The organism is Paraburkholderia terricola, from assembly GCF_003330825.1.
Classification (GTDB): domain Bacteria; phylum Pseudomonadota; class Gammaproteobacteria; order Burkholderiales; family Burkholderiaceae; genus Paraburkholderia; species Paraburkholderia terricola.
The window spans coordinates 3,894,940-3,919,432 of the sequence record NZ_CP024941.1 but is presented as its reverse complement, the minus strand read 5'-3'; the positions used below and the strand labels follow the sequence as shown (position 1 = coordinate 3,919,432).

Annotated in this window: 26 protein-coding genes; 4 read left to right on the top strand and 22 right to left on the bottom strand. The window is 60.7% G+C overall.

Annotation, left to right across the window (positions count from 1 at the left end):
- Positions 1–38 precede the first annotated feature (38 nt).
- The 13 genes from CUJ90_RS17755 to CUJ90_RS17700 form a co-directional block, all read right to left on the bottom strand.
- Positions 39–497 carry a phage virion morphogenesis protein gene (locus CUJ90_RS17755; RefSeq protein WP_114163323.1) on the bottom strand — a complete coding sequence of 153 codons (459 nt, stop codon included), beginning with the start codon at positions 495–497 and terminating at the stop codon, positions 39–41.
- Positions 485–937, bottom strand: a complete 453-nt coding sequence (locus CUJ90_RS17750) for a phage tail protein (protein ID WP_114163322.1) — start codon at positions 935–937, stop codon at positions 485–487. The genes CUJ90_RS17755 and CUJ90_RS17750 overlap by 13 nt, the downstream gene beginning before the upstream one ends.
- The gene (gene lysC / locus CUJ90_RS33255) at positions 930–1,160 is read right to left on the bottom strand and encodes an Rz1-like lysis system protein LysC (RefSeq protein ID WP_244219937.1); all 231 of its coding nucleotides are present in this window, start codon (positions 1,158–1,160) and stop codon (positions 930–932) included. The genes CUJ90_RS17750 and lysC overlap by 8 nt, the downstream gene beginning before the upstream one ends.
- The gene (gene lysB / locus CUJ90_RS17745; protein WP_114163321.1) at positions 1,054–1,506 is read right to left on the bottom strand and encodes an Rz-like lysis system protein LysB; all 453 of its coding nucleotides are present in this window, start codon (positions 1,504–1,506) and stop codon (positions 1,054–1,056) included. Before lysB ends, lysC begins: the two co-directional genes overlap by 107 nt.
- Positions 1,503–2,309 (bottom strand): N-acetylmuramidase domain-containing protein, encoded by an 807-nt coding sequence (locus tag CUJ90_RS17740; RefSeq protein ID WP_114163320.1) that lies wholly within the window; start codon positions 2,307–2,309, stop codon positions 1,503–1,505. Before CUJ90_RS17740 ends, lysB begins: the two co-directional genes overlap by 4 nt.
- Positions 2,306–2,572, bottom strand: a complete 267-nt coding sequence (locus tag CUJ90_RS17735; RefSeq protein WP_114163319.1) for a phage holin family protein — start codon at positions 2,570–2,572, stop codon at positions 2,306–2,308. Before CUJ90_RS17735 ends, CUJ90_RS17740 begins: the two co-directional genes overlap by 4 nt.
- A gap of 3 nt (positions 2,573–2,575) precedes the next feature.
- Positions 2,576–2,917, bottom strand: coding sequence for a putative holin (locus CUJ90_RS17730; RefSeq protein WP_114163318.1), 342 nt, complete (start codon positions 2,915–2,917; stop codon positions 2,576–2,578).
- A 14-nt stretch (positions 2,918–2,931) separates the two neighbouring features.
- Positions 2,932–3,138: a tail protein X gene (locus CUJ90_RS17725; protein ID WP_114163317.1), complete on the bottom strand. Its 207-nt coding sequence runs from the start codon at positions 3,136–3,138 to the stop codon at positions 2,932–2,934.
- The gene (locus CUJ90_RS17720; RefSeq protein ID WP_114163316.1) at positions 3,138–3,386 is read right to left on the bottom strand and encodes a hypothetical protein; all 249 of its coding nucleotides are present in this window, start codon (positions 3,384–3,386) and stop codon (positions 3,138–3,140) included. The genes CUJ90_RS17725 and CUJ90_RS17720 overlap by 1 nt, the downstream gene beginning before the upstream one ends.
- A complete protein-coding gene (locus CUJ90_RS17715) occupies positions 3,386–3,877 on the bottom strand; it encodes a head completion/stabilization protein (RefSeq protein ID WP_114163315.1) in 492 nt (163 codons plus the stop codon). The genes CUJ90_RS17720 and CUJ90_RS17715 overlap by 1 nt, the downstream gene beginning before the upstream one ends.
- 101 nt (positions 3,878–3,978) lie before the next feature.
- The gene (gene gpM / locus CUJ90_RS17710) at positions 3,979–4,665 is read right to left on the bottom strand and encodes a phage terminase small subunit (protein WP_114163314.1); all 687 of its coding nucleotides are present in this window, start codon (positions 4,663–4,665) and stop codon (positions 3,979–3,981) included.
- Between the two features lie 15 nt (positions 4,666–4,680).
- On the bottom strand, positions 4,681–5,700 hold the full coding sequence (locus tag CUJ90_RS17705) for a phage major capsid protein, P2 family (protein WP_114163313.1): 1,020 nt from the start codon (positions 5,698–5,700) through the stop codon (positions 4,681–4,683).
- 41 nt (positions 5,701–5,741) lie between these two features.
- Positions 5,742–6,785 (bottom strand): GPO family capsid scaffolding protein, encoded by a 1,044-nt coding sequence (locus tag CUJ90_RS17700; protein ID WP_114163312.1) that lies wholly within the window; start codon positions 6,783–6,785, stop codon positions 5,742–5,744.
- Positions 6,786–6,935: 150 nt separating this feature from the next.
- Here CUJ90_RS17700 and CUJ90_RS17695 point away from each other — a divergent pair, with 150 nt between their 5' ends.
- Complete coding sequence (locus tag CUJ90_RS17695; protein WP_114163311.1) at positions 6,936–8,711, top strand: terminase ATPase subunit family protein; 1,776 nt, start codon at positions 6,936–6,938, stop codon at positions 8,709–8,711.
- The gene (locus CUJ90_RS17690) at positions 8,711–9,769 is read left to right on the top strand and encodes a phage portal protein (RefSeq protein WP_114163310.1); all 1,059 of its coding nucleotides are present in this window, start codon (positions 8,711–8,713) and stop codon (positions 9,767–9,769) included. The genes CUJ90_RS17695 and CUJ90_RS17690 overlap by 1 nt, the downstream gene beginning before the upstream one ends.
- 97 nt (positions 9,770–9,866) lie before the next feature.
- Here the strand turns inward: CUJ90_RS17690 and CUJ90_RS17685 are convergent, their stop codons facing one another.
- From CUJ90_RS17685 to CUJ90_RS17665, 5 genes are all read right to left on the bottom strand, one after another.
- The gene (locus CUJ90_RS17685; RefSeq protein ID WP_114163309.1) at positions 9,867–10,889 is read right to left on the bottom strand and encodes a hypothetical protein; all 1,023 of its coding nucleotides are present in this window, start codon (positions 10,887–10,889) and stop codon (positions 9,867–9,869) included.
- Positions 10,879–12,546: an HsdM family class I SAM-dependent methyltransferase gene (locus CUJ90_RS17680; protein ID WP_114163308.1), complete on the bottom strand. Its 1,668-nt coding sequence runs from the start codon at positions 12,544–12,546 to the stop codon at positions 10,879–10,881. Before CUJ90_RS17680 ends, CUJ90_RS17685 begins: the two co-directional genes overlap by 11 nt.
- 875 nt (positions 12,547–13,421) lie before the next feature.
- Positions 13,422–15,029, bottom strand: coding sequence for an anti-phage dCTP deaminase (locus CUJ90_RS17675; RefSeq protein WP_114163307.1), 1,608 nt, complete (start codon positions 15,027–15,029; stop codon positions 13,422–13,424).
- 189 nt (positions 15,030–15,218) lie between these two features.
- Positions 15,219–15,614, bottom strand: coding sequence for a hypothetical protein (locus tag CUJ90_RS17670; protein ID WP_114163306.1), 396 nt, complete (start codon positions 15,612–15,614; stop codon positions 15,219–15,221).
- Complete coding sequence (locus CUJ90_RS17665) at positions 15,614–16,081, bottom strand: Panacea domain-containing protein (RefSeq protein ID WP_114163305.1); 468 nt, start codon at positions 16,079–16,081, stop codon at positions 15,614–15,616. Before CUJ90_RS17665 ends, CUJ90_RS17670 begins: the two co-directional genes overlap by 1 nt.
- 807 nt (positions 16,082–16,888) lie before the next feature.
- Between CUJ90_RS17665 and CUJ90_RS32665 the strand changes: the two genes are divergently transcribed.
- A complete protein-coding gene (locus CUJ90_RS32665; RefSeq protein ID WP_161553700.1) occupies positions 16,889–18,313 on the top strand; it encodes a hypothetical protein in 1,425 nt (474 codons plus the stop codon).
- Positions 18,310–18,717: a CesT family type III secretion system chaperone gene (locus tag CUJ90_RS32660; protein WP_161553699.1), complete on the top strand. Its 408-nt coding sequence runs from the start codon at positions 18,310–18,312 to the stop codon at positions 18,715–18,717. Before CUJ90_RS32665 ends, CUJ90_RS32660 begins: the two co-directional genes overlap by 4 nt.
- 122 nt (positions 18,718–18,839) lie before the next feature.
- Here CUJ90_RS32660 and CUJ90_RS17645 read toward each other — a convergent pair whose 3' ends face one another.
- From CUJ90_RS17645 to CUJ90_RS17630, 4 genes are all read right to left on the bottom strand, one after another.
- Complete coding sequence (locus CUJ90_RS17645; RefSeq protein WP_114163302.1) at positions 18,840–19,919, bottom strand: HAD family hydrolase; 1,080 nt, start codon at positions 19,917–19,919, stop codon at positions 18,840–18,842.
- Positions 19,920–20,200: 281 nt separating this feature from the next.
- Positions 20,201–20,863 carry an acetyltransferase gene (locus CUJ90_RS17640; RefSeq protein ID WP_073427801.1) on the bottom strand — a complete coding sequence of 221 codons (663 nt, stop codon included), beginning with the start codon at positions 20,861–20,863 and terminating at the stop codon, positions 20,201–20,203.
- Between the two features lie 30 nt (positions 20,864–20,893).
- Positions 20,894–22,042 (bottom strand): dTDP-4-amino-4,6-dideoxy-D-glucose aminotransferase VioA, encoded by a 1,149-nt coding sequence (gene vioA, locus CUJ90_RS17635; RefSeq protein ID WP_114163301.1) that lies wholly within the window; start codon positions 22,040–22,042, stop codon positions 20,894–20,896.
- A 39-nt stretch (positions 22,043–22,081) separates the two neighbouring features.
- Entirely contained in the window at positions 22,082–24,433 is a 2,352-nt protein-coding gene (locus CUJ90_RS17630) for a tetratricopeptide repeat protein (RefSeq protein ID WP_167449673.1), read from the bottom strand.
- Positions 24,434–24,493 lie beyond the last annotated feature (60 nt).

The window sequence follows — 24,493 nt, the reverse complement described above, 5'->3', positions numbered from 1 at the left end:
TGTTAGCGTGTCGGGTACAGACTCAGTGAGCCGAACGATTAAGGCGCGATGTGTTTGAGCAACAGATCGCGGATCATTTCGCGATCGGCGTCGGTGAAGCCGAGCAGCACGCGCGCCGGGTAGGTGTATTGCGGGCCGCCCGGTGCGATGCGATCGCTTTCGCCAAACTGGTGAATGCGCGCTACGCGTGCGACGCGACCGGCGAACCCGATCGCTAGGCCTTGCGCGTCAGTCTCGGCGCGCAGAAAGCGCGCTTGCCGCAGCTTCGCGAACATCGCCGCGCGCTTGATGCGGCCGGCCTTGTCGCGCAGGTGTTTCGGGCGCGGCTTGCGCTTCTCGTATGCGCTCCCGTCCGGGTTGCGTTGTTGCGCGATGCGCGTGCGTTGGCTACGCGTCAGCTCGCGACCAATATCGCGCAGCGCTGCACGTCGAGCGGCCGGCGAGAGCTGCGACAGCAGCGCGCCTGCCCATGATTCGAGCGCGCTTAGTTCGTCCATTGCGCAGAGGGATCGTAAAGGCCGCTCACTTCCCACTCGGGCACGGGTTCGTCGACGTGCGTGATGGTTTGCGCGCCGGTGTCATCGGTGCCGACGACAATGCTTTCGGTGAGTTTGAGCTTGATCGACAGATCGACCGTTGTTTGCGTCAGTTGGTCGGCTTCGAATGAAATGCCCGTCTTGCGCAGATCGTCATTCGTGAGCAAGTCGGATTGATTGCGCTTGACCCATGCGATCAGCGCGGCGAACACGATATCGGCGTCGCCGACGAAATCGAGCAGCATCACGTTTAGGGTATATGCGTAATCGAATGAGCCGAATGCCGCACCCGTCGCGATGATGTTGCCGGCGTCGATGAATACGAGCAGCTTGTCGGGATCATTCACGAGCGACGGCACGGCCGCATTGAGCGCCTTGCGCAGACTGTTCGCCTTATTCATGGTCGGGGCCGGAAAGGGAAAGGGCTTTCGATTGGCAATCGACAATCAGATCGACACGGGCCGCGCATTCGCCCCATGCCGCCTCGGTGATATCGAGCGCGCGGCGCAGCTCGTCGTTAGTGCGCGGTGCCGTCGCCGGCAGCGTGCAGCGCGCGACGGGCGCGCATTGCAAGGTAGTCGTCGGCTCCGGTGAGCGCGGGGCGGCCGTACAGGCGTACAACATCGTCAGGCAAAGCGCCATCAGCCCATGCGCGCAACGCTTCGTTTTCATGTTTCAACGCCTCAAAGTCGGTTTCGGACTGCGCGAGGCTCGCGGCGATGCCGGCGCGCTTCGCGTCGAGCTGCGCGAGCGCCTTCGCGTGCTCGCGGTCTTTCTTCTGTAGGTCGGCGATCGTCGCATCGCGCCGGCCGACCGTCTCTTGCGCGGTGCGCGCGGTGTTCTGCGCGTCGACCAGTTCGGCGCGCAGTGCCTTCACATAAAACCAGCCGGCCGCGATCGCGAGTACGACGAGCGCGATCGCAGCAGCGCGCAGGGCGATCGGTGCGAGGCGTGCGGCGATTGCATTCATGCCGCCGCCTTCTCGCGCTCGGCATATTTCGCGTATGCCTGGCCGAGCTTTGCGTCGTACAGATTGCGCGCGTAATTCGGGCCGTTGTAGCCCTTGGCGAACGCCGCCCACTTCCTACCCTTCAGCGCGGAAAGCAAGGCCGTGTCGGCTGCGATAAACCGCACGAACGCGTCGAGGTGATCGGCTTCGCTTCTCTGCATGCGTGCGACCCAATCGGCGACGCTCGAATATTCGAGGGCTTTCCAGTGATAGCCCATGATTTGAAACGCGCCCCAGCTCGCCGACTCGTGCGCGGTGTCGGCGTCGATGCGCTCGGCGGTCGCGAGGCGCGTGTACTCGGCCGCCTTGCCCGCATAACCGCCGGCGTCGGCCGATACGATGTTCGGATATCTCGCGGCGAGCGCATCGGCGTCGAGGCCTTTCGCCTTGAGCCGCGCATAGAAAACGTGCCGCTCGAACAGGATTGCCGGCCGGCCATCCGTCAAGAAACCCTCGCCGCGCGATTCGACTTCGTTGACTGCGCGGATTGCCGCGACGCTCACGCCGAGCGTGTCGGCCGCTTTCACGAGGTCGGGGTCGGACAGGTGCCGGGGCAGCGCGACGCCGGGCAAGGCAATCAGCGTTTTCGGGCCGGCGATGCCGTCGATCACGAGGCCGCGCGCCTTCTGCAACGCCATAACCGCGGATTCGGTTTCATGGTCGAAAACGTGCGATTCAGCGACCGAAAAGCCGGCGCGCGTGAGGCGCTTTTGTAGCAACGCCACTTCGTCGCCGATATCGCCCTTTCTCAGAATCATCGTCATTCGCTCCGCAGCAGGCGCGCGACGTTGCCGCGTGCGCCGAAAATGAGAACAGTGAAAAGAACGGCGCGAGCCGCTTCGAACAGGCCGACCGCTTTCGCATGCACGGCCAGCTCGATCGCCGAGCCGCCGAGCGCGACGAGCAGCAGCCATGCCAACCATGAAACGTGATGCCGGTGCCGCGCGCCGTCGCGGCGATAGAACAGGATGCGCAGCGCCGCGACGCTGTACGCGATCAATGCGATCAGTGCGAGGGGGTTGTGCATGGGTCAGCCCTTTCGAAACAGCGACAGCAGGTCGAAAGACTTGATGCGCTCGATCAATTGCAGGGTCACGGTAATCGCCAGTGCAGCGGCGAAGAAAGCAGCAACGCCGGTGCTCGTGATCGGCGTGTGATTCACCACATCGGGCGCGGCCAGATAGCCGGCGATCAGCGAAATCACGAGGTACGCGAAGCGCTTCGCAAGCGACAGGTCTTTCGACGTGACGACGACGAGCGCCGCGCCCGTGAAAGCGCCGATAAGCGCGTTGCCGTCGATGCCGGGAAACAGGCTTGCAAAGCCAATGCCGGCCGAGACAGCGGCGACGGTAGTGGTGCTAGGTTCGGCCATGTTGGCGACTCCGGTTAATCGAAAAGGTTGACGAGCTGGATCGTTGTTTGATCGCTCGGCGGGTCGGGCAGATCGATAGCGAGGCCGAGGGGCAGCACGGGGCCGTAATCGGCAAGGCCGGCATTCATTTCGAGCGTTGTTTCGACGACGCCTTGCGTGCGGCCGAGGTAGCGGAAACAGAGGGCGTCGACGGTATCGCCCTGTTGTGCATGGACGCGCATCAGATTTCCTTACCGTCAGGTCCGAATCGATCAATCAGACGGGGCGGAATGCGCGCGATGCGTCGGTGCATGGCATTGGCGCGGATGAATGATCGCGCCTCGTCGAGCGAACTGCATGCGCCTACTTCGCGCCAGAAAAACATAGCGATGCGACATTCGACGCGAAACCAGCCGGGACCGATGAAGCGGTCGCCGGCTTTGCGGGGCAAGGCGATTTGCCGGATGCGGTAAAGGGCGTTTTTCTTCATCAGATCAGCTCGATCGTTGAGCGCGGAACGTCGCGCATGTCGTTGATTGCTTGTCGCGCGTTGCGGCGATCGGCGTCGATCGTCGTCACCAGCTCGTCAGCGTCGTTCGCGCCCGACTTCGTGCTATCGAAATCGCGATACTTCTCGGTGAGGTCTGCGCGTGCGAGGAAATAGACGGCGCGGCGATAGCGCGCGAGCTGCACGCTTTCCCCGCCGATCCTGTCGGCCGGCAACTCGGCGAGCGATGCGACGCCGGCCGCTTCGTGAGCAGCGCGCCAGCTCGCCAGCTCGCGATTTACTTCGTCGATCGCGGCGATCGCGGCATCGCGCAGTCGCGCCGTTGTGACGGTGCCGGTAAGGCGCACGGCTTCGCGCATATGCGCGAGGTCGACAGAGGGAAACCATGCGACGTTTTCGATCGTCAGCGCCTCGGCCGGCGGTGCCGGCTCGGGCGTGATGGTGGGTTCTTCGATCGCGTTAAAAGTCGTCATGGCATCAGCTCGGAAAAGGTGGGCGGTGGGCCGGCGTCGGATCGCGTTACCGTCAGGCGTTGCGATCGTCGGCCGGCGCCGCCCAGGCCGGGGTGGGCTCTTTACGTGCGGCCGGCGTCGGTGCCGGCCGCATTGCCCGCTTTCTCAATGCGGGCAATGTCCTGTTTCACGCCGGCGCGCTCGTCGAGCTTGAGCGCGCCGCGTAGGTGGTAGAGCGCGAGCGGCAGATTGCCGGCGCGTTCAAACGTGTATCCGATCGCCTTGTGCAGCTTGGCGCGCACCTGATCGTGCATGTCGTGCGACTCGGTGAGCTGCGCAATTTCGTCGAGCTGCGCGACGCTCACGCCCTCGCCGCTCGCGTCTTTCTTGAACGATGAAAGCGCGGCTTCGGCGAATTCCTCGGCGATCGCCGTCGATAGCGTGCGGTCGTATTGGTCGGGCAGCGTCATCCGGTGCGCGATCGCATAGCGTGCGATATCGAGCGCGCCAGCGAAGTCGCCCACGTCGACGCGCCAGATCATCACGGTCGTAAGCACATCGTCTTGTGCGCCCCGCCCGCCACTCAGCGCGCCGGCAACGTAATCGACGTAAGCGGGCAGCAACTCGGCGCGCTTCACTTCGATCTTTCGCGCGATCGACTTGATATCTTTGAGTCGACGGCGATCGATCGCGAGTTTCGCGAGCATCAGCTCGTAAGCGCTTCCGACCATCGTTTCGCCCGCGCCGGCCGAGGCCGACGCGAGGCGTGCTGATATGCGCTGAAAATGGCGTCGTGCGGGGTTAGTCATCGCGTCGTGTCTCCTTTACGCCGCCGCCGGCACGATTTCGATGTTTTCGGCGACAGCAGCGCGGCCGAGGTCTTCGACGACATATGCATCGTTGGACGATTCATAGTTTTCGACGCGATCGCGCTTTGCGTTGTCGACGATCGTGCGACGCCGTGCGCTGTCTTGGAAGTACAGGGACAGATTGTCGAAACTCGTCACGAGAACGGCATTGGACGGGAAGAAGGGAACGGTCACGGCCGGCAGATTGCCGATGCGCTTCTGACTCTGGATCACGTCAGCGGCGAGCATTTCGCTCGGTGCCTGGCTCTTGTTGATGAGCGGAAAATACTTGTCCATCAACAGGCCGCGACCGCACATCACCACGAGCGCCGTGTCGTCTTGGTGCCACGGGTCGATCATTTCCGCGACCAGATTGACGACGAGCGCATCGAGGTTCGCATAATCACCATTTGCGCCGACGGCAATCTTGCCGGCCGCCTTCGTGCCTTCATCCATCACGCGTTGCGGGGCTTGCTCGCGCATGCGTTGCAACCAGCCCTTATTGACGTCCTGCAACAGCGGGTTAGCCGCGCGATCGGACGTTGCTGCGCGCGTCTTGCCATTGAAACCGATCGCGATGCGGTCGAGCGCTTGGCGGCGCACGATCACGTCGCGAATACGCGTCTGGAAGTCGGGAAACTTCGCCCACGCGTCGAGCTTCGCATACGTCAGGTGCGAATCGAAGTTCGTTTGCGTGCAGTTGTAACCGTTCTCGTCGAGGTCAGTCACATCGGCCGTTGCGCGATCCTTCTGCGTCGTGTCGGTCGTGCTCGCGATTGGGCCGCCGACGCCGAGGCCGAGCTTTGCGCCTTGTTGCTCGGTCACGCCGATGATGTTGATGCGCTTGAGGAAATCACTCGATTCCTGAATGTGGGTTTCGAGCTTTTGCTGAACGCTCGGCGCGACGGCGAATTTCTGCGTCGCGTTCGGAATGCCGTTGAGCTTGGCGATCGCGTTGAGGAATGCATCGAACGCGAAGCGGGTTTCTTTACGCATGTGGTGTTTTCTCCGGGGCAGTGAAAGGGTGTGATTGCCGTTTAGCAATCGGTCGTGACGGTGCCGCCGGCCGAGCCGGTCGACGCGGGGCGCTTGGTGCCGCTATCGGTCTGCGAGAGCTGCACTTGCAGCGTGTCGAATGCCTCGCGGTCGGCCTTGCGTGCATCGTCTAGCTCGGCGACTTGCTTCGTGAGTGCTTCGATCGTCTCGCCTTGTGCTTTGGCAACGGTTGCGAGTTCGACGCACGATTGCGCCAGCTCGGCGAAATGCTTGTCGTCGGTCGCTTCTTTCTTCTTCGAACTGGACAGCAGCTCTTTCACGCGGGACAGCAGCGCCGGCAGCACGGCCGGTTGTGCCGCTTCTTCGAACTCGATCACGGTTTCGTCGGCGACCGTGAAAAGGTTCGTCGGCGATACCTTGCGGCCGGCGAACGGCGAGGCGTTCGGGTTCTGAGCTGCGAAAGAAAGAATCTCGGTGCCGAGGCTCGCGGGGCTATCGGTCACGGCGAGGCCGATCAGATAGGCCTGTTTCGTGTCAGCGAATGACGGGTCGATTTCGCACGAGGTGTAAATCTTCTGTTTCGCCTTCGTCATCGCGACCAGCTCGGCCGTAGGATCGATTTGCGCGAACAGTCCGAGCTTGCCGGCGAATTCGCCGTCGAGTTCACGCGTTTCGACCGCGAGCACGTCGCCGTATGCCTTGAACGGGCCATCGGGCACGATGCCGCGATAGTGTTCGAGGTTCACGCGTGCGCCGTATTTCGTCGGCGAGTAGTTCGCGGCAATCTGTTCGAGCCATGCGCGCTCGATCACGCGGCCGTCAGTCGTCGCGCCTTCGACGGCGATGCGGAACAGCTTGGATTTAGCGAGCTTCGCCGCGTCGGCCGATGCGGTCGAGCCGATCGCCATTGCGCCGAGGCCGGCGGCGCCGGTGATGCTCATGCCGTGACCGCTCAGAAACGAGAGCACATCGGGATGATTGAGAGCAGCGTTTGCGGCGAGCGTTGCCGCGTTTGCGTCCATCGTGACAGCGAGCGCGATCGCCGCGACGGCGAACGACATGAGCGACAGCTTGCGAAGTTGCATTGTGAGGTCTCCAACAGGTTCGGGAAGGTTCAGCGTGAGTTGACATCTTGCGATCACGGCCGCGAGCGCTCAACGTTTCGCGTTTGTTCGTGCGTTCGGTACACATAGGCGGGCGTGCTTGCGCGCGCGCGACGCGGGAAACTTGAGGCCATGATCGAAACAGCCGATATCGCCCCTACCCTTGATTCGAATGCGGACCCTCGCCGGCTTGCGCGCGCGCTTTACTGGCAGGGGTGGCGGATCACGTCCGTCGCCGAGCACTTGCAGCTCAAACGCGCGACCGTTGAGGCATGGAAACAGCGGGATAAATGGGACGAAGCGCAGCCGATCGAGCGCATCGAGTCATCGCTTGAAACACGCCTCGCGGTGCTCATTGCCAAGTCGGTAAAGACGGGTAGCGACTTCAAGGAAATCGACTTGCTCGGTCGTCAGGTCGAGCGGCTTGCGCGCGTGCGCAAATACGGCGAAACGGGGAAAGAGAGCGACCTGAACCCGAACATCGAGGCACGCAACAAAGCGCCACGCAAAGAGAGGGTGCGCAACGATTTCAGCGACGAGCAGATCGCGCGGCTTCACGAGGCGTTTCTCGATTGCCAGTTCGGCTATCAAAAGGTGTGGTATCGCAACGGCGACAAGCGCACGCGCAACATTCTCAAGTCGCGGCAGATCGGCGCGACGTTCTATTTCGCACGCGAGGCGTTAGACGATGCCTTGCAGACTGCACGAAATCAGATTTTTCTATCGGCGAGCAAGGCGCAGGCGCACGTTTTCAAGTCATACATTCGCCAGTTCGCCGCCGAGGCCGCCGAAGTGGAGTTGACCGGCGACCCGATCATCTTGCCGAACATGGCCGAACTGATTTTCCTCGGCACGAATTCGCGCACGGCGCAGAGCTATCACGGCAATTTCTATTTCGACGAATACTTTTGGGTGAGCGGATTTCGCCAGCTCAACAAGGTTGCGTCGGGCATGGCGATGCACAAGAAATGGCGCAAAACCTATTTCTCAACGCCGTCGAGTATCACGCACGAGGCTTACACCTTCTGGACCGGCGAGCACTACAACAGGGGGCGCGCAAAGGCCGATCACATTCATCTCGATACGTCGCACTCGGCGCTCGCTCGCGGCCGGCTCTGTGAGGATCGGCAGTTTCGCCAGATCGTCACGGTCGAGGATGCTGTCGCCGGCGGTTGCGACCTGTTCGATATCGACGAGCTGCGGCTTGAATACAGCGCGCAGGAATACGCGAATCTGTTGATGTGTCAGTTTATCGACGACACGGCATCGCTCTTTCCGCTCGCCGAGCTGCAACGCTGCATGGTCGACTCATGGGAAGAATGGGCCGACGATTTCAAGCCGCTCGCGCCCCGCCCTTTCGGCTTTCGTGCCGTATGGGTCGGCTACGACCCGGCGCTTTCCGGCGACTCGGCCGGCCTTGTCGTCATCGCCCCGCCGGCGGTTCCGGGTGGCAAGTTTCGCGTGCTGCACAAACAGCAGTTTCGAGGCATGGATTTCGAAGCGCAAGCCGAGGCGATCCACGCGATCACGAAGCAATACAACGTCGAATATATGTCGATCGATACGACTGGCATCGGCCAGGGCGTTTATCAGCTCGTGAGGCAGTTCTATCCGGGGGCGGTCGCACTCAACTATTCGCCGGAAGTAAAGGGCCGTCTCGTACTGAAAGGCTTGTCGGTCATCAGTAAGGGCCGGCTCGAATTCGATGCGGGTTGGACAGACCTAGCACAGTCGTTTATGGCGATTCGCAAAACCATGACTGCAAGCGGCCGGAAAGTCACGTATGAGGCGAGCCGCAGCGAAGAAACAGGGCATGCCGATCTAGCCTGGGCGTGCCTGCACGCGCTCGATAACGAGCCGCTAGAGGGTGTGACGGCAAACAATACTGGCTTTATGGAGTTCTCTTAATGAGCAAGCGCAAGCGCAGCACTTACGCATCGAGCAGCACGACGCAGGCGGCCACGTCGACGCCGGCAAGAGCCGAGGCCTTCACGTTCGACGATCCAGTGCCGGTGATGGACCGGGCCGAGATTCTTGACTATGTACAGGCATACGCTATCGGCGATTGGTATGAGCCACCGGTGTCATGGTCGGGACTGGCAAAGACGTTTCGCGCCGGCGTGCATCACGGCTCGGCGATCTACTTCAAACGCAATGTGCTCTCGTCGACGTTCATCCCGCACAAGTTACTCACGCGTGAGGAATTCGACAAGTGGGCGCTCGATTTCCTCACGTTCGGCAATGGGTACATCGAGCAGAGAAAGGCACGGCTCGGCAACACGCTCGCGCTCAAACGTGCGCCGTCGAAATATGTGCGCCGCCGAACCGACTTGCAACGCTTCGTGCAGCTCAACGGGTGGCAACAGGTCGAACATGAATTCGAGCCGGGTTCGGTGCATCACTTGATGGAACCGGACATTAATCAGGAAGTGTATGGCCTGCCCGAATATCTCGGCGCGCTGCACTCGGCATGGCTGAATGAGTCGGCGACGCTGTTTCGTCGCAAGTATTACGAGAATGGTTCGCACGCCGGTTTCATCCTGTATATGACGGATGCGGCGCAGAGTCAGAGCGATGTCGACAAGATGCGCGAGGCGTTGAAGAACAGCAAGGGGCCGGGCAATTTCCGAAACCTTTTCATGTACGCGCCGGCCGGCAAGAAAGACGGTATCCAGCTCATTCCCGTTTCAGAGGTCACGGCGAAAGACGAGTTTTTCAACATCAAGAATGTCACGCGCGACGACTTGCTCGCGGCGCATCGCATCCCGCCTCAGCTAATGGGAATCGTGCCGAGCAATACCGGCGGATTTGGCGCGTCGGACAAGGCCGCTGAGGTGTTCGGCGTGAATGAAATTGCACCCTTGCAACGGCGCTTTGAACAGCTGAACGAGTGGATCGGCGACGAGGTGGTGAGCTTCAACGCGTATACGATCAAGCAATCGGAATCATCCGCGCAGACGGCCTAGCATTTTTCAGAAGAAGAGGAGACTGGGGATCGGGCGCGCAAGTGCGCCCGACGATATGCCGCCGAACGTCGCGGATCGCTCCCTACAGCGACAGTCTCTAATGCAGCTCAGGCGAAGCACGACGTCGTCGCGCTTCTTCGTGCATATTGACCGGCGTAGCGCCAAGGACACGCGTGACCATCGCGGCGAGGAAGCGGCCAGGTGCGAGATCTTCGGGAATCTTTTCTTCGACGATCGTCACTTTAGGAAGCTGCGCAATCTCACGATCAACTTCCGACTCGGGAACGGGTGCCGGTGCATCCTCTTCTCCGACCAATTCAGGCCCGGGTTCCGGCACGCCTTCAGCGGGTCTTTCTTCTCCAGTGTCGGGTATTGCGGCTTCGTCTGAATATTCCATTAAGACGAGGCAGGTGGCGTGGTATGCGTCGTCCTCACGTCCGAGCTTGGCGAGCAGATCGAACAACCAATCGGCAGTTTTAGACTCCTTTTGAAGGATGTCGGAGCGAAGCCCAAACACGAAGCCGAGAGCAGCGAGGGGGTGCCTCAATCGCAGATTCTTAGCGTCGCCGTATGACTCCTCGATTCGATTCGGTGCGTTTTTGCCATAGGAGGAGTCCATGCGCTTTGTCGAAATCAGCAACTCGGGCCCCGTGGCCCAGTCCGTGATGATGACGTCAACTTGCTTGAGGTAATTCTTGCCCAGGATGGACGCGCTGGAGGACGTAACGTCCGGGATCGAAGATTGGTTGTTCACGCGATCCGCCACAGCATCTCGGATCTTGCGGGGCAGTGCCTTCAGGAGGGACGCTACAGCCGCAGGAAGGATGCGCGGGTGGACGGGGCGCGGCCAAGCCTCATCTGAGTCGAAGCCCGCCCTTCGCAACTCATAGCTCAGCCATACATCGAGGGCCAACGCGGGGACTCCGGATTGGGTTCCGGCCTTCAAGTAAAGAGGAACACCCAGCAGTTTGACAAGCGTGTTGTAGTCCGGCTCGAAGCGCAACTGGCCGTCGGGGTTCTTGATCCAAGGATTGCTGTGTACACCGCCGGGGGCGGCGAGGGCGACGATTCGGTCGAAAATGACCCAAGCTTCTGCTTTCGCGGATGGTTTAGCGGCCACTGGCTGCCCTCATTGTGCGGCGGTGGGCAAGTTCTGCTCGCGCCTGCCGGATTTGCTTGATCTGTTTGGCCGTCAAGTTGCCGCAGCCCGCAAGGACGACTTTATCGACGATATTTACGGCGTCAAGCAGTCTGCCGTCGCCTAAGAGTTCAGTAACTTGCTGCTTGACAGTGCGAAGCGCATCAGCGCTATCTAAGATCAATGCGGGCGATGGCATCGCCCAAACATCCGCTTCCTTCGGCTCGATCTTCAAAATCCCACCACCATAGGCGCGACCCACCATCTCTGCGTGCAGCAGCGTGACCGAGTTCAGGCTCGCAAGCGGCAAAAGTTCGCGGCCGAGTTCACGGTATTTTTCATCGAGGTAGACGCCGTGCACGGAGTTCAGGTGGCGGGCTCCTGCTTCATTCGCCGTAAGTCGGGGAGTGTCTGCGTTCATGCAGGTCAACAAAAGGTCCGCAGCGGGAACGAGCGGCACTTGGTACCAGGTCTTGCGGACGCGGCACTTGTATGCAGTATCGACACCAGTCCGGTGGCCGTCTTCGATGTATGCCGCCGCTTCAGCCGAGGGTGGATCGCTCGGATAAAAGAGGTAGGTAGCGTGACCGTCCCGGCCCAGCTTTGTAAGCATGGCGTTGGAGAGCGAGAGACCACGCAGGTGAGAACTTCCAGGCGGCGAGAGGCGCAGCAGCTCATTGCGGCGCAGGCCAAGTTCCTTCGCACGCTGAGGTGAGAGCGTGAAGTATTTGTTGTTGCCCGTGACGATGCCGAGGGTGGTGTCGCCCCACGTCTCCAGGCTCGTGAACAGTCCTCGCCGCAATTGCTCGTGCAGCGGCTCGATCGCTTTCGGGTCAATGAGGCTGCTGGTCCACTTCGCCGCCGGGTCAGTCGGCGTCCAAATCAGCCCTGCACCAAGCGAAGCAAGGTCAGCGGCGTTCTTCGATTGCCTGATGGTCGCGTGCTGCGCGGGGCCTTCAAGATATCCGTCGGCTAGTAACAGCACGACGTCGGCCTCGGCCTCGGGGAACACCTGTTCCTCAAAAAGCACGAGCTGCACGTCGCGGAAGCGGTCGAAGAGAAATCGGCGCACAGGGGCGGCATAGTTCACCGAAAGCAACTCAGCTGGGAGAACAAGCCCGAGCCGCCCACCCGGCTTCAAGAACAGCGCAGAGTGGATGGTAAATGCGGCCCAACTGGAGGCGAGGCCGGTCAGCGATACACCACCTCGGAGGGCGGCCGCGCGGGATCGGGCGCGGGACTCACCAGAAAAATCCTGATACCTGATGTAGGGCGGGTTTCCAATAACGGTGTCGTAGACCGGTTCGGGTTCGACCGAAAAAAAGTCACTATGCCGGATTTCGGCTTTACCCCCAGCTTCCCGCACGCGTTGGTTGGCGACGCGCGCACTGTGGGCATGAATTTCGACACCGTGGACGGTCGGACGCGGGTCCTTGCCTCGTGTCAGTTCGCGAAGGCGGTTAACAGCGGCAACGAGAAAGGCAGCATCGCCGGCGGATGGTTCCAACACCAGGTCGCGGGGCGTGCGAATGGCCCAGTTGGCCAGAAACCGGGTGATCTCGTCGGGGGTGAAGAAGGCGCCTCGCTCCTTGCGGAGAGCGGGCGTGTCGTCGGGGTGGATGGAGCGTGCGAGAGTCACTTGCAAGTCCTAGGAGCAGCGGCACGCGCGCTAACACATAGACCTGCCGCGCCGGCTTCTCTGAAGTGGCAGTTCATTGTCAAGCAACCTTTTGGTGTATCAAACTATTCAGGGCGCATGGCCGCGAGCACGGACTCAGCGAGTTCAAGCGTCCTAACGCGCGCAATTTTAGCCCGGTTGCAGAGCCGTCGTCGAGGTGAAGGTATTCAACCGCGACGGTCGGGTCGGCGGTAACGAGTACTTGCGGCGCGGTTAGCTCCCCATCGGGCGGGTACGAGAAGGCGATGCTTTGATGATCGCGTTGCCACGGCGAAAGCGCCGTTCGATCGGCGCACCGTGCCTACGAGCGCACATCTCCGTCGGCCGAACGCTATCTCGCTCGAGTTGCCCGGACCCATCGGCGTATCCGCGGTGCCGTACAACGGACGGGCAAGAGGAACTGCGATAAAACGCAGTCCCCCCCGCGCCTGCGGGTCGTCCTTGCAGGCAAGTTTTAGATGCGCGTGAGGAATTCGGAGCGGCGCCTGTAGATAGCACGGGGCGCGGAAAGATCGATAGCGGAAAGTGATGCACTTTGATGCAAGTACAAGGGCAATGAAGGGGTTGCGCCAAGCCCTTTTTCTATGCCGGTATTGCCTTCCGGTAACCGATATCGAAAAAGGGCTCGGAACAGCGGTCGCTCACTTGCTTTTAGTCTGTGCAGTGTTCCGCAGCGTCGTCTGTTGTGACCGTTTGTTTAAAAAAATGTCCGACCCTTCTAAACGGAGGCTTGATTTTCTGGAATCTGGCCAGCTTGCGAGAAGGCGCTGCGCTTGTTGAATCTGTTGGCCTAAGCTGCTCGGTTTTTTCATATCAAATCTCCAGTGCTGATGCTATTAGGATACGCTAATATTTAGCTTCTCTGCAAGTAAGGGTATTTCCGTGGCCACTATTGCGACTTCAATATCATGATATGTGTTCAAAAAGCGCATAAATCTTGGCTTGCTATATTTTGTTCTCCAGTCAATTATTTTTCCGTCGTTGTTTTTTCTCGATTCTCTTGCATTAAATATTTCTTGATACTGTTTTGGAGAAACACCGACAAACGGCTCAAAATTAACGTGATCATTCGACTCCGTTGCCGGGTCCACGCTAATTGAATCCTGATGTAATTGTTTTGCTTTGCTTTTGGGATATGGCTCTATGTAGACAACTCTTTTGATTCCGCTCGCTACAATATGTCGGGCACACATATGGCAGGGAAAAGTGGTGCTAAACAACGTTGCTCCTTGCACCGAGATGCCTAACCTAGCCGCTGACATCAGAGCAGCCATTTCGGCGTGTACGCTGCGGCCGAACTCTAGCAAATTCATAACCCTTGTGCCTTTTAGAACTTGTTTCATTTCTCCGGACACGAGTTCATGAACCAACCTGCTAAGCTCAATTTTGGTATTGTCATTGGACAGTAGCCCGTGGCGACTGAATCGCTCAAGTAGCTCGCCTATGACTTGAGTGCGCTCTTCCGCCGTCGCGTCAACGCCCTGCTGAAAATCGCGGGCATCACCTTTATCTCCGGGCCAATATAAGTCACCGCCGAATTTTGGAACATCATTGCATCCAACGGCTATTAAATCACCTTCTGCTCTAAGGATAGCGGCTCCAACTTGTCTGCCTAAATCAGCTGACCGTAAAGCGGCCGATCGAGCGTAATACATTCCGTGTTCGTCTCGCGACGGAGTGAGAAAAATATTTCCAAACAACAATTGTAGAAATCGGCTTATTTGTCCGTCGAGCGCGGTTTTATTTCTACTGTCGACGAAGAGGTCGGCCATTGGAAATGCATCTTTGACGTCCTGTCCTAGGTGCGTGTTTTCCTCTAATTCATCTCGCTCTACAATTTCCTCGGCTTTCGCGCGTGCATTATTTCCCTTTCCGAATTGTGACTTACTAATTCGTTCCGACAGCGCATTTACACGTACTTCTCTCGGTGAGTAAACCGAAATCAAGAAAAAACCTTTGCCATATACATTGCGCAGAGTCTCTACTTCGTGGGGGTGTTTTAACGATCGCAGGATATAGGCGTGCCTTTCGAAGATGCCATCAAACTCTTCGTCTCGGATGCGCATAATCTCGGCGATTCCGAGAAGTGCAACAGCATCACCCCTGCCGCTTTCTGTCCGCAATCGCGTACCTTCGTCCATCAGGCTTACGATTCGTTTATCTTCCTGCTCTTTGCTGTGATCGGAAGAAAAAAAGCTTTCGATCTGTTTGCTTAGCCGGACAGTCTTAGTGGAGTAACTGAAAGTTTTTAACTCCCTAGTCAGGATAGAAATGACTGGTTCCAGGTTCACGCCGACGGGACCAACTAGGCCGAACACTAGTTCGGGTTGCGGTCGGGGGGTAAGCGTAGAGTCTGTGGCAGGCGCCTTTTGCTCGCCCGTTGCCGAATCGCCCGCAGCACGTTTCTTCTGTCTACTACTGCTGCCTGCCTCTTTTGCCGCCATGTCTTCCCCCCAACGGATTCAGACAGTAAAAGCCGAAGGATTTTTATGAGAGCAGCGCGGTCGCTTGTTCACGACGTGACCGCATTTGCGGAAGTATCGCCGGCAGCGGACCCGCAGTCAAACGCAAAGAGACAGTTTGCAGAGGGGAGCGATTTAGTTGTTGCTCAAAGCAGACGCAAAACGCCTTGGCTAGGCCATGCGCTTATTAACGTAGCCTGTGAGGGCGCTGGAGAGCACTGCGGAACCCAGAACTGTTTGCAGCTTATCCAACTGCTTCTCACTCAAAAAATGCCAGGCATCCGGAGTCACCATGTGCCACGAGTAGGCGACGATGCCGATCAATAAGCTCAGCGCGATTACCCAGAAAAGCCAGATCGTGGCCTTGTTGATGTGATTTCGAAAGGTCTGATGGCGACGGTGTTCCTGTTGAGCACCGTCTTCTTCCAAATCAACACCAGCCGCAAGCGATGAGGCTTCCTTTGTTGCGATCTCGTCGCTGTCATCTTGAGACGAAGGCGCAAAAACGGACCGGAGGTCATCCGGTCCGTCATCTGTGGCAACAGGCTTAAGTTGCTCTTGAGGCATCAAAGCGAGGAGTGGGTCCGCTGCGCTAGCAGCTTCGTGTAAAAATTCTCGATGATGTCGTTCGATATCGGTGCGTTCCGACCGAACGTATGCCACGTTTGAGCCCACGGAGTATCGGGCTTGTGCGTGGCAGCAGACAGTACAACGCCATTAAACGGCCCGTAGCTGTCAGCCACGAAGTCGAGAATTTCCCGCTCAGCAGGCGTGAAGTCATAGTCGCCAGAGCAATGAATCGCGTCGACGGGCGCACTCTTATATTGCTTCACTGCGTGATACACGCTCGGCACCACGGGCCCGTACTGCCACGCCTCAACTTGCTCGTTGAACAGTGGCCGCCCATGACGGCCGAGCATATAGCCCTGCGCAATGTAGACCAGCTTTATCAACTGCATGGGGGTGAGGGCATCGCCGGCCGCTTTGCGTCGCTCCAAGATATAGCGAGCGACAGACAGCGCACTTGTGCTCATATCAGTCCTCCCGCGTCAAAATGAGTCAATGTTCATGCTTAAAACCTACGTGCACGCGGAATGTACACTATTGCTCGCGGTAATGCACTAGGCCACATGGTGCCACACCGCACGTAGAACAATACTGTATAAATATACAGTTGTCACGCTGATCGTGGCTCTCGTGCGCCGATCGCTTGTCTGCGCGATGTTGATGGTCAATGGAGCCCATTGTCCCCTCGTCCTCGCCCTACCCACATTGCCGGGCTAGACGGATGCGCCATGCGGCCACGGACACAGGTCTGAGGCTGTGCAGCTAAATTGCACCTTGAGCGATCCGGATTGGCCTCAATTGACCTTGTTTAGGCTTGGTTTTGCGGCTTGCGAGTTGCGTAAGGCATTGATTTATAAAGGGACTTGGTGCGCCGGTAAAACTCCGAAGGCAGGGGTTGCTGGTTCGATCCCAGCCGGGCGCACCACCGAGTATTGTTTTATCAAGGGCTTACGCGATTCGCGCGAAGCCCTTTTTTATTGCCTACGGCATCCGCATTCCCCCGCCCATCACCACCCTCGGCCTCGCGTTGTATCGAACCCCGCACACCAGTCCGAAAACGAGCGACCCCGCTCGCCAGCAAAGCACGCAACACATAGACCGCCGCCCCAAACCTGCCTCTATCCTGGCTGCAACACACCAAAACATACCGCCACATCCACCGAACGCATACGCTTGCTCGTTTCGCTACCGGCGCACCGACTTCGCCGTCTCCGAACCATCGACGCCCATCCACCACCCTACTATGCCCAATACACCATTGAGCGAGGGACACCATGGATATCCGACTGAGCAGCAACGTGCGCGCGCCCGCATCCGTCGACGACCGGTCTCAAACATCCCCCAGCGAAACGCACACGAAACAGCCCGGAGCGAGCGGCACGCGCTCGCGCAATGGAGTCCTGCAGCCGTTGAGCCGATTGAGCGCGGCATTGCGGCCGTCCGGCGCGGCGTCTCATCGTCCGCGTGCTGGCGAATTGCCGACCGCCTCATCGACGCAGGGCTCGCACGCCGCGTCCAATCCCAGCCAGCGCCAGGCGACGAAAGGCGGCCAAGGGTCAGCGCCGACGAGCGCGAATGGCGCGAATGCCACTCAACGCCGCACTATCGCGACATCAATACACGGACAATCCAACCGCCGTCCGGTCACGTTGCTGAACGTGGACGGCGCCGCGCTGGCCCACTCGATCGGCAGTGCGGGCAAGGCGGTCCGGCGCTTCGCGAGGCGGCTCACGATGCGTGCGCGGCCGGCTTCGCAGCAAGCGAGACAGGCTGCCAAGCCACCGGTCGCGCTGAACGTGCCGCGCGATTATGGCTGGCCGCTCGGTCTGCTGGAACGCCAGCGGCTGGAGAAGCTGCCGCCCGATGCGGCCTATGAACAGGCTTTCAGAACCCATACGGCTCGTGTCGGCGCCGCGGTAGCGAAGTCGGCCGAGCAGCGCTTCGGCCATACGCACATCGACGACGAAACGCTGCGAGCGCAATTGCAGGCATGGGCGAACGGCGAGGACGGACCCGTCGAGAACGACGACGTGCCGTGGCAGCCCGAATCCGAGTCGGAAACCGAATCGGAAACCGGATCGGAGTCCGCATCCGAAATCGGGCACGACGACATGTCGCCCGAGCGCGAACCCGAAATCCAGTCGGTGCATTCGAGTCCCGGGCAGCCTGCCGCGTCACCGGACAAAGCGGGGCCGAGCCGGACCCGGCGCGTGCAATTCGTGCCGCAAGCCGAGGCGCGCGAGATCGACGACGAGAGCCATGCCTTGAAGTCGCCGGTCGCACGGCCGGTCCATGCGCCGCAGCGCGCGTCGGCGAAGCTGAAGGGCCACACGCCCGAGAGCCCTGAGTCGCATCGCCTATATAGGCAGCGCTCGATCAACGGGGCGGCATGGGACACGGTGCAGCTATTGAAGAGCCCCCGGGCTGGCGCCACGGAAAAGGAGATGGCCGAGAAAATGCTGAAGCAGAACAAGCTTCTCTTCACAATCAAGAACGATCACAAGCTTGCGTCCGAAGACGAACCCGCGGCGCTGAAAGTCTTTCACGCATTGGATCGCGAGACGAGACCGCCATCGTTTGCCGGCAAGATAAAAGGCCTTGTGCGGCAGCTTCAAGGCAAAGACCCCGCGCCCGGCAAGATCGCGGTACTCGGCGAAGACACCCGAGCGGAAACCTTGCAGCGAGTCAACAATCGATGAGTCACGCCCACTACACAGCGCTGATCGGCGACATCTGCAAGATCGCCGGGCTCGGCGACCCGGCCCGCCTCATTGAAAGCGGACAACTCGCCGTGAGCGGGCACGTCGTATCGCTTCGCTACGACGAGCGCACGGACCCGCTGCATGTCCGCGTTCAGGTGGAGCTAGGCGAGTTGCAAGCGGCCGAGCGCGAAGAGGTGTACCGCCTCGCCCTGGAAGCGAACCTGCATGCCGCGACCGCATGGGACGGCGCGGTAGGCCTCGATCCGGAGTCGGAGCGGTTGCACTACGTGCTCTTCTTCCCGCTCGACGGCTCGCGCGGCGCCGCCGACCTGCTCGGCACGATCGCGGAGCTGCTGGACGAGCGCGAGGACGAGGTTGTTGAAAGCGGCCCCCGCCGTTAGCCTTCGCCGATCACTGGACGCCGTGAACGCCGCGCATCGAAGCGGTGACCGGCATGTCATCACGCTTGCCGCGGCAGTATGGCTGCGGGCCGGTGAGCGCGGGCGCCCTTTGCGCTTGCGTCCTACCTGACCGGCGCGCCCGCGCTCGCGGTGGCCGCCGTGGGCTGCTTCCTGAACACCGTCTTCCAGTCATCCTTCATATCCACGACGACCCAGCCTTTCGCGCCGGCTTCCTCGAGACCCTTGTCGAGCTTGCCGCTCTTCGATGCACGGTCATAGGCATATTCCCGCTCCGGGTCCGTGTGATGGACGAGCGCGGCGAGGCGCGGGCCGTCGCCCGTCGAGGTCCATTCGAGCATCGGTATGTCGCCGTCCGCGTTGCCGAATGCAATCACCGGACGCCGGCCGATCACGCGATCGATTGCAAGCGGCTTGGCCGCGCCGTCCACGAGCGTGTCGACCTGCGCGAGCCGGGTCAGCGAAACCGCGCCGTTGGTCTGACCGTACTTGTACTTGACGGTGCTGCCGATCACCTGCTCCGGCGGAATGCCATACATGCGCTGTGCGATCTCGCGGGCAAACTCGACGTCGCCGCCGGTCACCAGATAGGTCTTGAAGCCGTTGGCGCGCAGATAGGCGAGCAGCTCGAGCATGGGTTGAAATGCGAGCTCGGCGTAAGGCCGGTCGAAGCGCGGATCGCTCGCGGTGTCGAGCCATTCATGCACGAGCGCAGCGAATTGATCGCTGCTCATGCCCGCGTGCGCCGCCGCCAGTACGCGCATCGAGCCGGCGTCGCCGCTCGCCGCAACACTCTTCAGATTGCCTTTGAGGATCGAGCGGAACGGTTCCTGCCGCTTCCATTCGGGATGCCGCGCCGCCGCCGTCTTCACGCGCTGCAGCGCGAACACCAGTTGCACCGACGCGGGCTGCTCCGGCCATAACGTGCCGTCGTTGTCGAACACAGCGATGCGATCCGCGCGCGGGATGAAATCCTTGGACTCGGGCGTGGTGACCAGCGTGACGAAATCGACGAGCGAGCGTTTCGTCCCGGTGTCGTTCCAGGATGCGAGCGCGGCGGCCGTCGATGCGCCGGCGGGCGACTCGCTCGCACTCTGACGCGGCGTGACGGCGCAACCTGAAAGGACCACAACGGTTAAAGCAACGCAATAAGCCACGCAATACCGGTGCATCGTGCGAATCATGAAAACCTCATGGAAAGCGGTGATCGGATCTTGAGCGAGCGCCAGTCTAATCGCGGAAAGCGGTTATTGCAGCCGGTGGCGAGATTTATTTAGCTGAAAAAATGCCAATGGAATAAGGCAGAAGCGCAAGGCGGGAGCGCCGCGCGAAATACATTCAGGCCGGGAGCTGGCCGGAACCCGTCCGATTCAAATCGACAAACGAACCTGATTGGTTGACTTCAATTGCGCGGCGCAAGGCAACAGGTTCGCCATGAGAAATCCGCCGGGGCACACGGGGGCGGCTAGAGATATTTGTCGCCCGGCTGGCGATCGCGGATTTTCCTCGCGGGCGTTCCGTACGCAATGGAGAAAGCATCCACGGGTCCGAGCACGAGTGAGCCGGCGCCCACCACGCTGTGCTCGCCAATGGTGATCCCATGGCGCAGGACCGCGCCGATGCTCACGGCGGCATGGCTGCCGATGCGGCAATTGCCGCCGGTAGTGACGCCGGGCGCGAGGCTCGCGTAGTCTTCCATGACGCAATCGTGATCGAGCGACGCATTCGTGTTCACGATACAGAACCGCCCGACCTGGCAACACGGATTGACGACGGCGCCTGCCATGACGACCGTGCCCGCGCCGATGGCCACGTTGTTCCCGACGCTGGCGGCGGGGTGAATCGCGGTGACGAACGGCAATTGCGGGCATAGGGCGGCCACTTCGGCGGCGACGCGCGCGCGAACGCTGTTGTCCCCGATCGCCACGAGAGCGCCCTTGAGATCGAACCGGGCATTCAGGGCGGGCAGATCGGACGGGCCGCCGAGTACCGGATAGCCGAGCGTCTCCTCACCCGGCGTGCGGAAGCCGTCGATCAGGCCGGCGATGCGGTAGCGCCCCGCCTTTTCGACGATGTCGATAACGACCTTGGCGTGGCCTGAAGATCCGACGAGCACGATGTCTTGCATGGGATAGGTCCAGCTATCGACTGAGCGCGTTTATCTCACGCCGGCAATGATGCTCACGATTCGCGCGACCTGCCCCTGATCCAGATCGGGATAGATCGGCAGGCACAAGATCCGTTTCGAAGCCGCGCTTGCCGCGCTCAGATTGTCGTTGTGCGCTGACGGCAAGCCTCGATACATCGGAAACTCGGAAATCAGCGGATAAAAATAGCGGCGCGCATAGATGTCGTGCTCCTTCAGGCGGTCATACAGCGCGTCCCGGCTGATCGGAAAATCGTCCAGCACCTGAACGGGAAAATACGCATAGTTCGCGACCTTTTCGCCCGTATCCGGCAGGCAGCGGATTCCCGGCACGCCGGCGAGCAACTCGCGGTACTGCGCGTCGATGGCCTTGCGCTTCGCCAAGGCCTGGTCGACGTGTTGCAGTTGCAGCAGCCCGAAGGCGGCATTGATTTCGCTCATCTTGCCGTTGATGCCCGCTGCAACGACGGTGACTTCGTCCACGAAACCGAAGTTCTTCAGGTGATCGATGCGCTGCTTGGTCTTTGCGTCCGGACAAATGATCGCGCCGCCTTCGAACGTGTTGAAGACCTTGGTGGCGTGGAAACTGACGATCGACAGATCGCCGTGACGGAGCACGCTGCCGCTCTCGGTGCGCACGCCGAACGCGTGCGCGGCGTCGTAAATCACCTTGAGGTTGTAGTTGTCGGCGATTTTCTGGATCGCCTCGACATCGCAAGGATGGCCGTAGCAGTGCACCGGCATGATGGCCGTCGTTTGAGGCGTGATGGCAGCCTCGATTTTGACGGGATCGAGGTTGAGCGTATCGGGGTCGACATCCACGAAGACCGGCTTGATGCCGTTCCACAGAAGCGAATGCGCGGTCGCCGCGAAGGAATAGGGCGTCGTGATGACTTCGCCGTTGATGCGCAGCGCCTGCAGCGCGGTCACGAGGGCCAGCGTACCGTTGGCGAACAGCGCGAGATGCTCGACGCCGAGGTAATCGCAGAGCGCCTTTTCGAGTTGCCGATGAAACGGGCCGCCGTTCGTGAGGATCTTGCTGTCCCAGATCTTTTCGAGGTACGGCAGGAACTCGGCCAGCGGCGGCAGATGCGGCTGGGTGACATAGATGCGTTCGTCGTCCAGTGACGCGATCGCACGAAGAGGCGCGCTTGAGCCCATGATTTCCTCACTGCTGGTTTGAGTCCGGGTCACGCGTGACTACCGCGACGTGGCGTGGACCGGGTTGTTGCTGGCGGGTTGAGTGCCGTCGGCGCTGAACGCGGCGGGGGCGAGGCCGTCGCACCAGCGTCGCCACATCGTGCGAAGCGCGCTCGAAAGGCTGTTCGCAACCCGCTCGGGCTGAAACGCGGGCGACGCCATGCAACGCTCGCGCAACGACGTGCGCAGGCTGGCGAGCGCCGGGATGTCGGCGGCAAGCTCGACGCCCTTTGCGACGAAGTCATCCGCGTTACCGGCGACGAACGCTTGCAGGCCCGAGTGCGATAGCCATGCCGCGGCCGCCCGGCTCGCCATCGTCTTGCCGGCCATCGTCAGCGTGGGCACGCCCATCCACAACGAGTTCAGAACGGTCGTTGAACCGGTGTAGGGGAACGTGTCGAGACAAATGTCGACCTGATAGTGCTGTTGCAGGTAGACCGCAATCGTGGAGCGCGGACGAAAACTCAGGCGATCGCGTGAAATGCCTTCGTTGACGAACCAGTTGACGAGGTTCTCGTCGCCGTCGTCGCCGGACATCGAACCAAGGACCATGCGCGCGGTGGGCAGCTCGCGAAGCAGCTTCGCCCATAGGGCGATCACGTCGGGACGCAGCTTGTTCAAGCGGTTGAAACTGCCGAAAGTGATGTAGCCGTTGTGCATGGCCGGCAAGATGTTGACCGGCGGCGCGTTCTTTTCAGGCTGGAATGGGCCGATCGCCGCGAGATGCACGAGCTTCTCGGAGAACTGACGCTCGATGTCGCCGAACGGCGTGAAGAACCGGTCGCTGAGATAGTAGTCCATGGCGTCGAGGCCGGTGGTCGCCGGGTAGCCGATCCAGCTTGCCTGGATCGGCGCGGGCTTGCGGGCGAACGCCTGCAGCCGGTTGCGACCGGTATGCCCGCTCAGGTCGATCAGGATGTCGATCTTGTCGGCGCGAACCTGGGCGATGAACGCCTCATCCGTCATGCTGGAGACGTTGCGCCATTGCTTCGCATAGCCGCGCAGGCGCTGGGTGTAGTCGTCCTCGACGATATGGTTGTAGTAGACGTGCAGCGCCAGGCCCTCGTCTTGTGCGAGCGGCTCCATGACCGGCATCAAATAGGACGACACGGCGTGCCGGAACAGGTCGCCGGAGACGATGCCCACTTTCAGCGTGCGATCCACCGCGCGGCTGTTGGTGTGGCGCGGCTTGGGCAGGCGCAGCGATGCTTCATGAACCTGCGCGTATTTGCGATGCTCCGCGTAAATTTGCTCGGTGTCGATGTCGGGGTTGTGCGCGATGCTGAACAGCAAATTGCTGCGCGTCATCGCGTTCCTGGGTTCGAGATCGAGCGCACGGCGAAAGCTCGATTCCGCCTCTTGCGAGGCGCCGTAGTCGAGCAGCACCACGCCCAGGGTGCCGTGGGACTCGCCGTACTCGGGGGTCAGCTCGGCTGCGCGGCGGCACTCGGCGATCGCTTCGCGGTGCTCGCCCCGGGCGGAGAGTACGAGCCCGAGTACACGATGGCCTTCCGAATAGTCGGGATTGAGCGCAAGCAGCTTTCTGCACTCGGCTTCGGCGTCGGCATGCTGACCGGTCACTCGCAGCAGGTCGGCGACGGCCTTGCGCGCCTCGGCGTCGTCGCTGCCCAGCGATATGCCGGTTTTCAGGGCTGCAATGGCTTCGACATACTGGCCGCCGCGATGAAGCGCGATGCCGAGCGAACGCCATGCCGGACCATGTGCCGGAAATCGTTCCGCCAGGCTTCGTCCGAGTTTGATGGCGTCGGAAATGTGGCCCTTGTTGAAGAGCGTGTTGAAGCGATTCATCTCTTGCGGGGTGGGGCGGCGCGTATCGCTCGCCCCGACTTTCGCGGCCGCGGTTTCCTGATCCGCTTCAGCGGCCGCAGGCACGGTCGGCGCGGGCGCGGCAGCCACGGAAGCGACCGCGGAGGTGGCGTACCCGCCGCCGTCATGGGCCATGCGCGTAATCAGCCCGTTGACCGCCGGTCCCTTCAAACCCCGTTGCTGTCCCATTTCGAGCGCCAGCCAGGCGGCCTGGGTCTGTCCCGCGTCGATCAACGCGTTGATATATGCCACCCAGAATTGCCCGTTATTCGGCGCGCCGCCGAGCGCGGCTTCGAGATACGGCAGGCCGTCGGCGGGACGCTTGCACTGCACGCAAAGCACGCCGAGGTTGTACAGCACGTCGCCATGGGCGGGCTTGGCTTCGAGGATCGCCTTGTACAGCGCTTCGGCGTCGTCGAACTCTCCCTTGTGATGATGCTGGAGCGCGGCCTGCAAGACCAAGGCGATGTCATGTTCGAGCTGTTGCTCGGGCGTCAGGGTTTCAGCGGTCGGCTGCTCGGTCAGGAGAGTCATGGTCTCGGCACGGAATGGTCTATGAAGGAAATTGTGCGACCGGGCGCATCT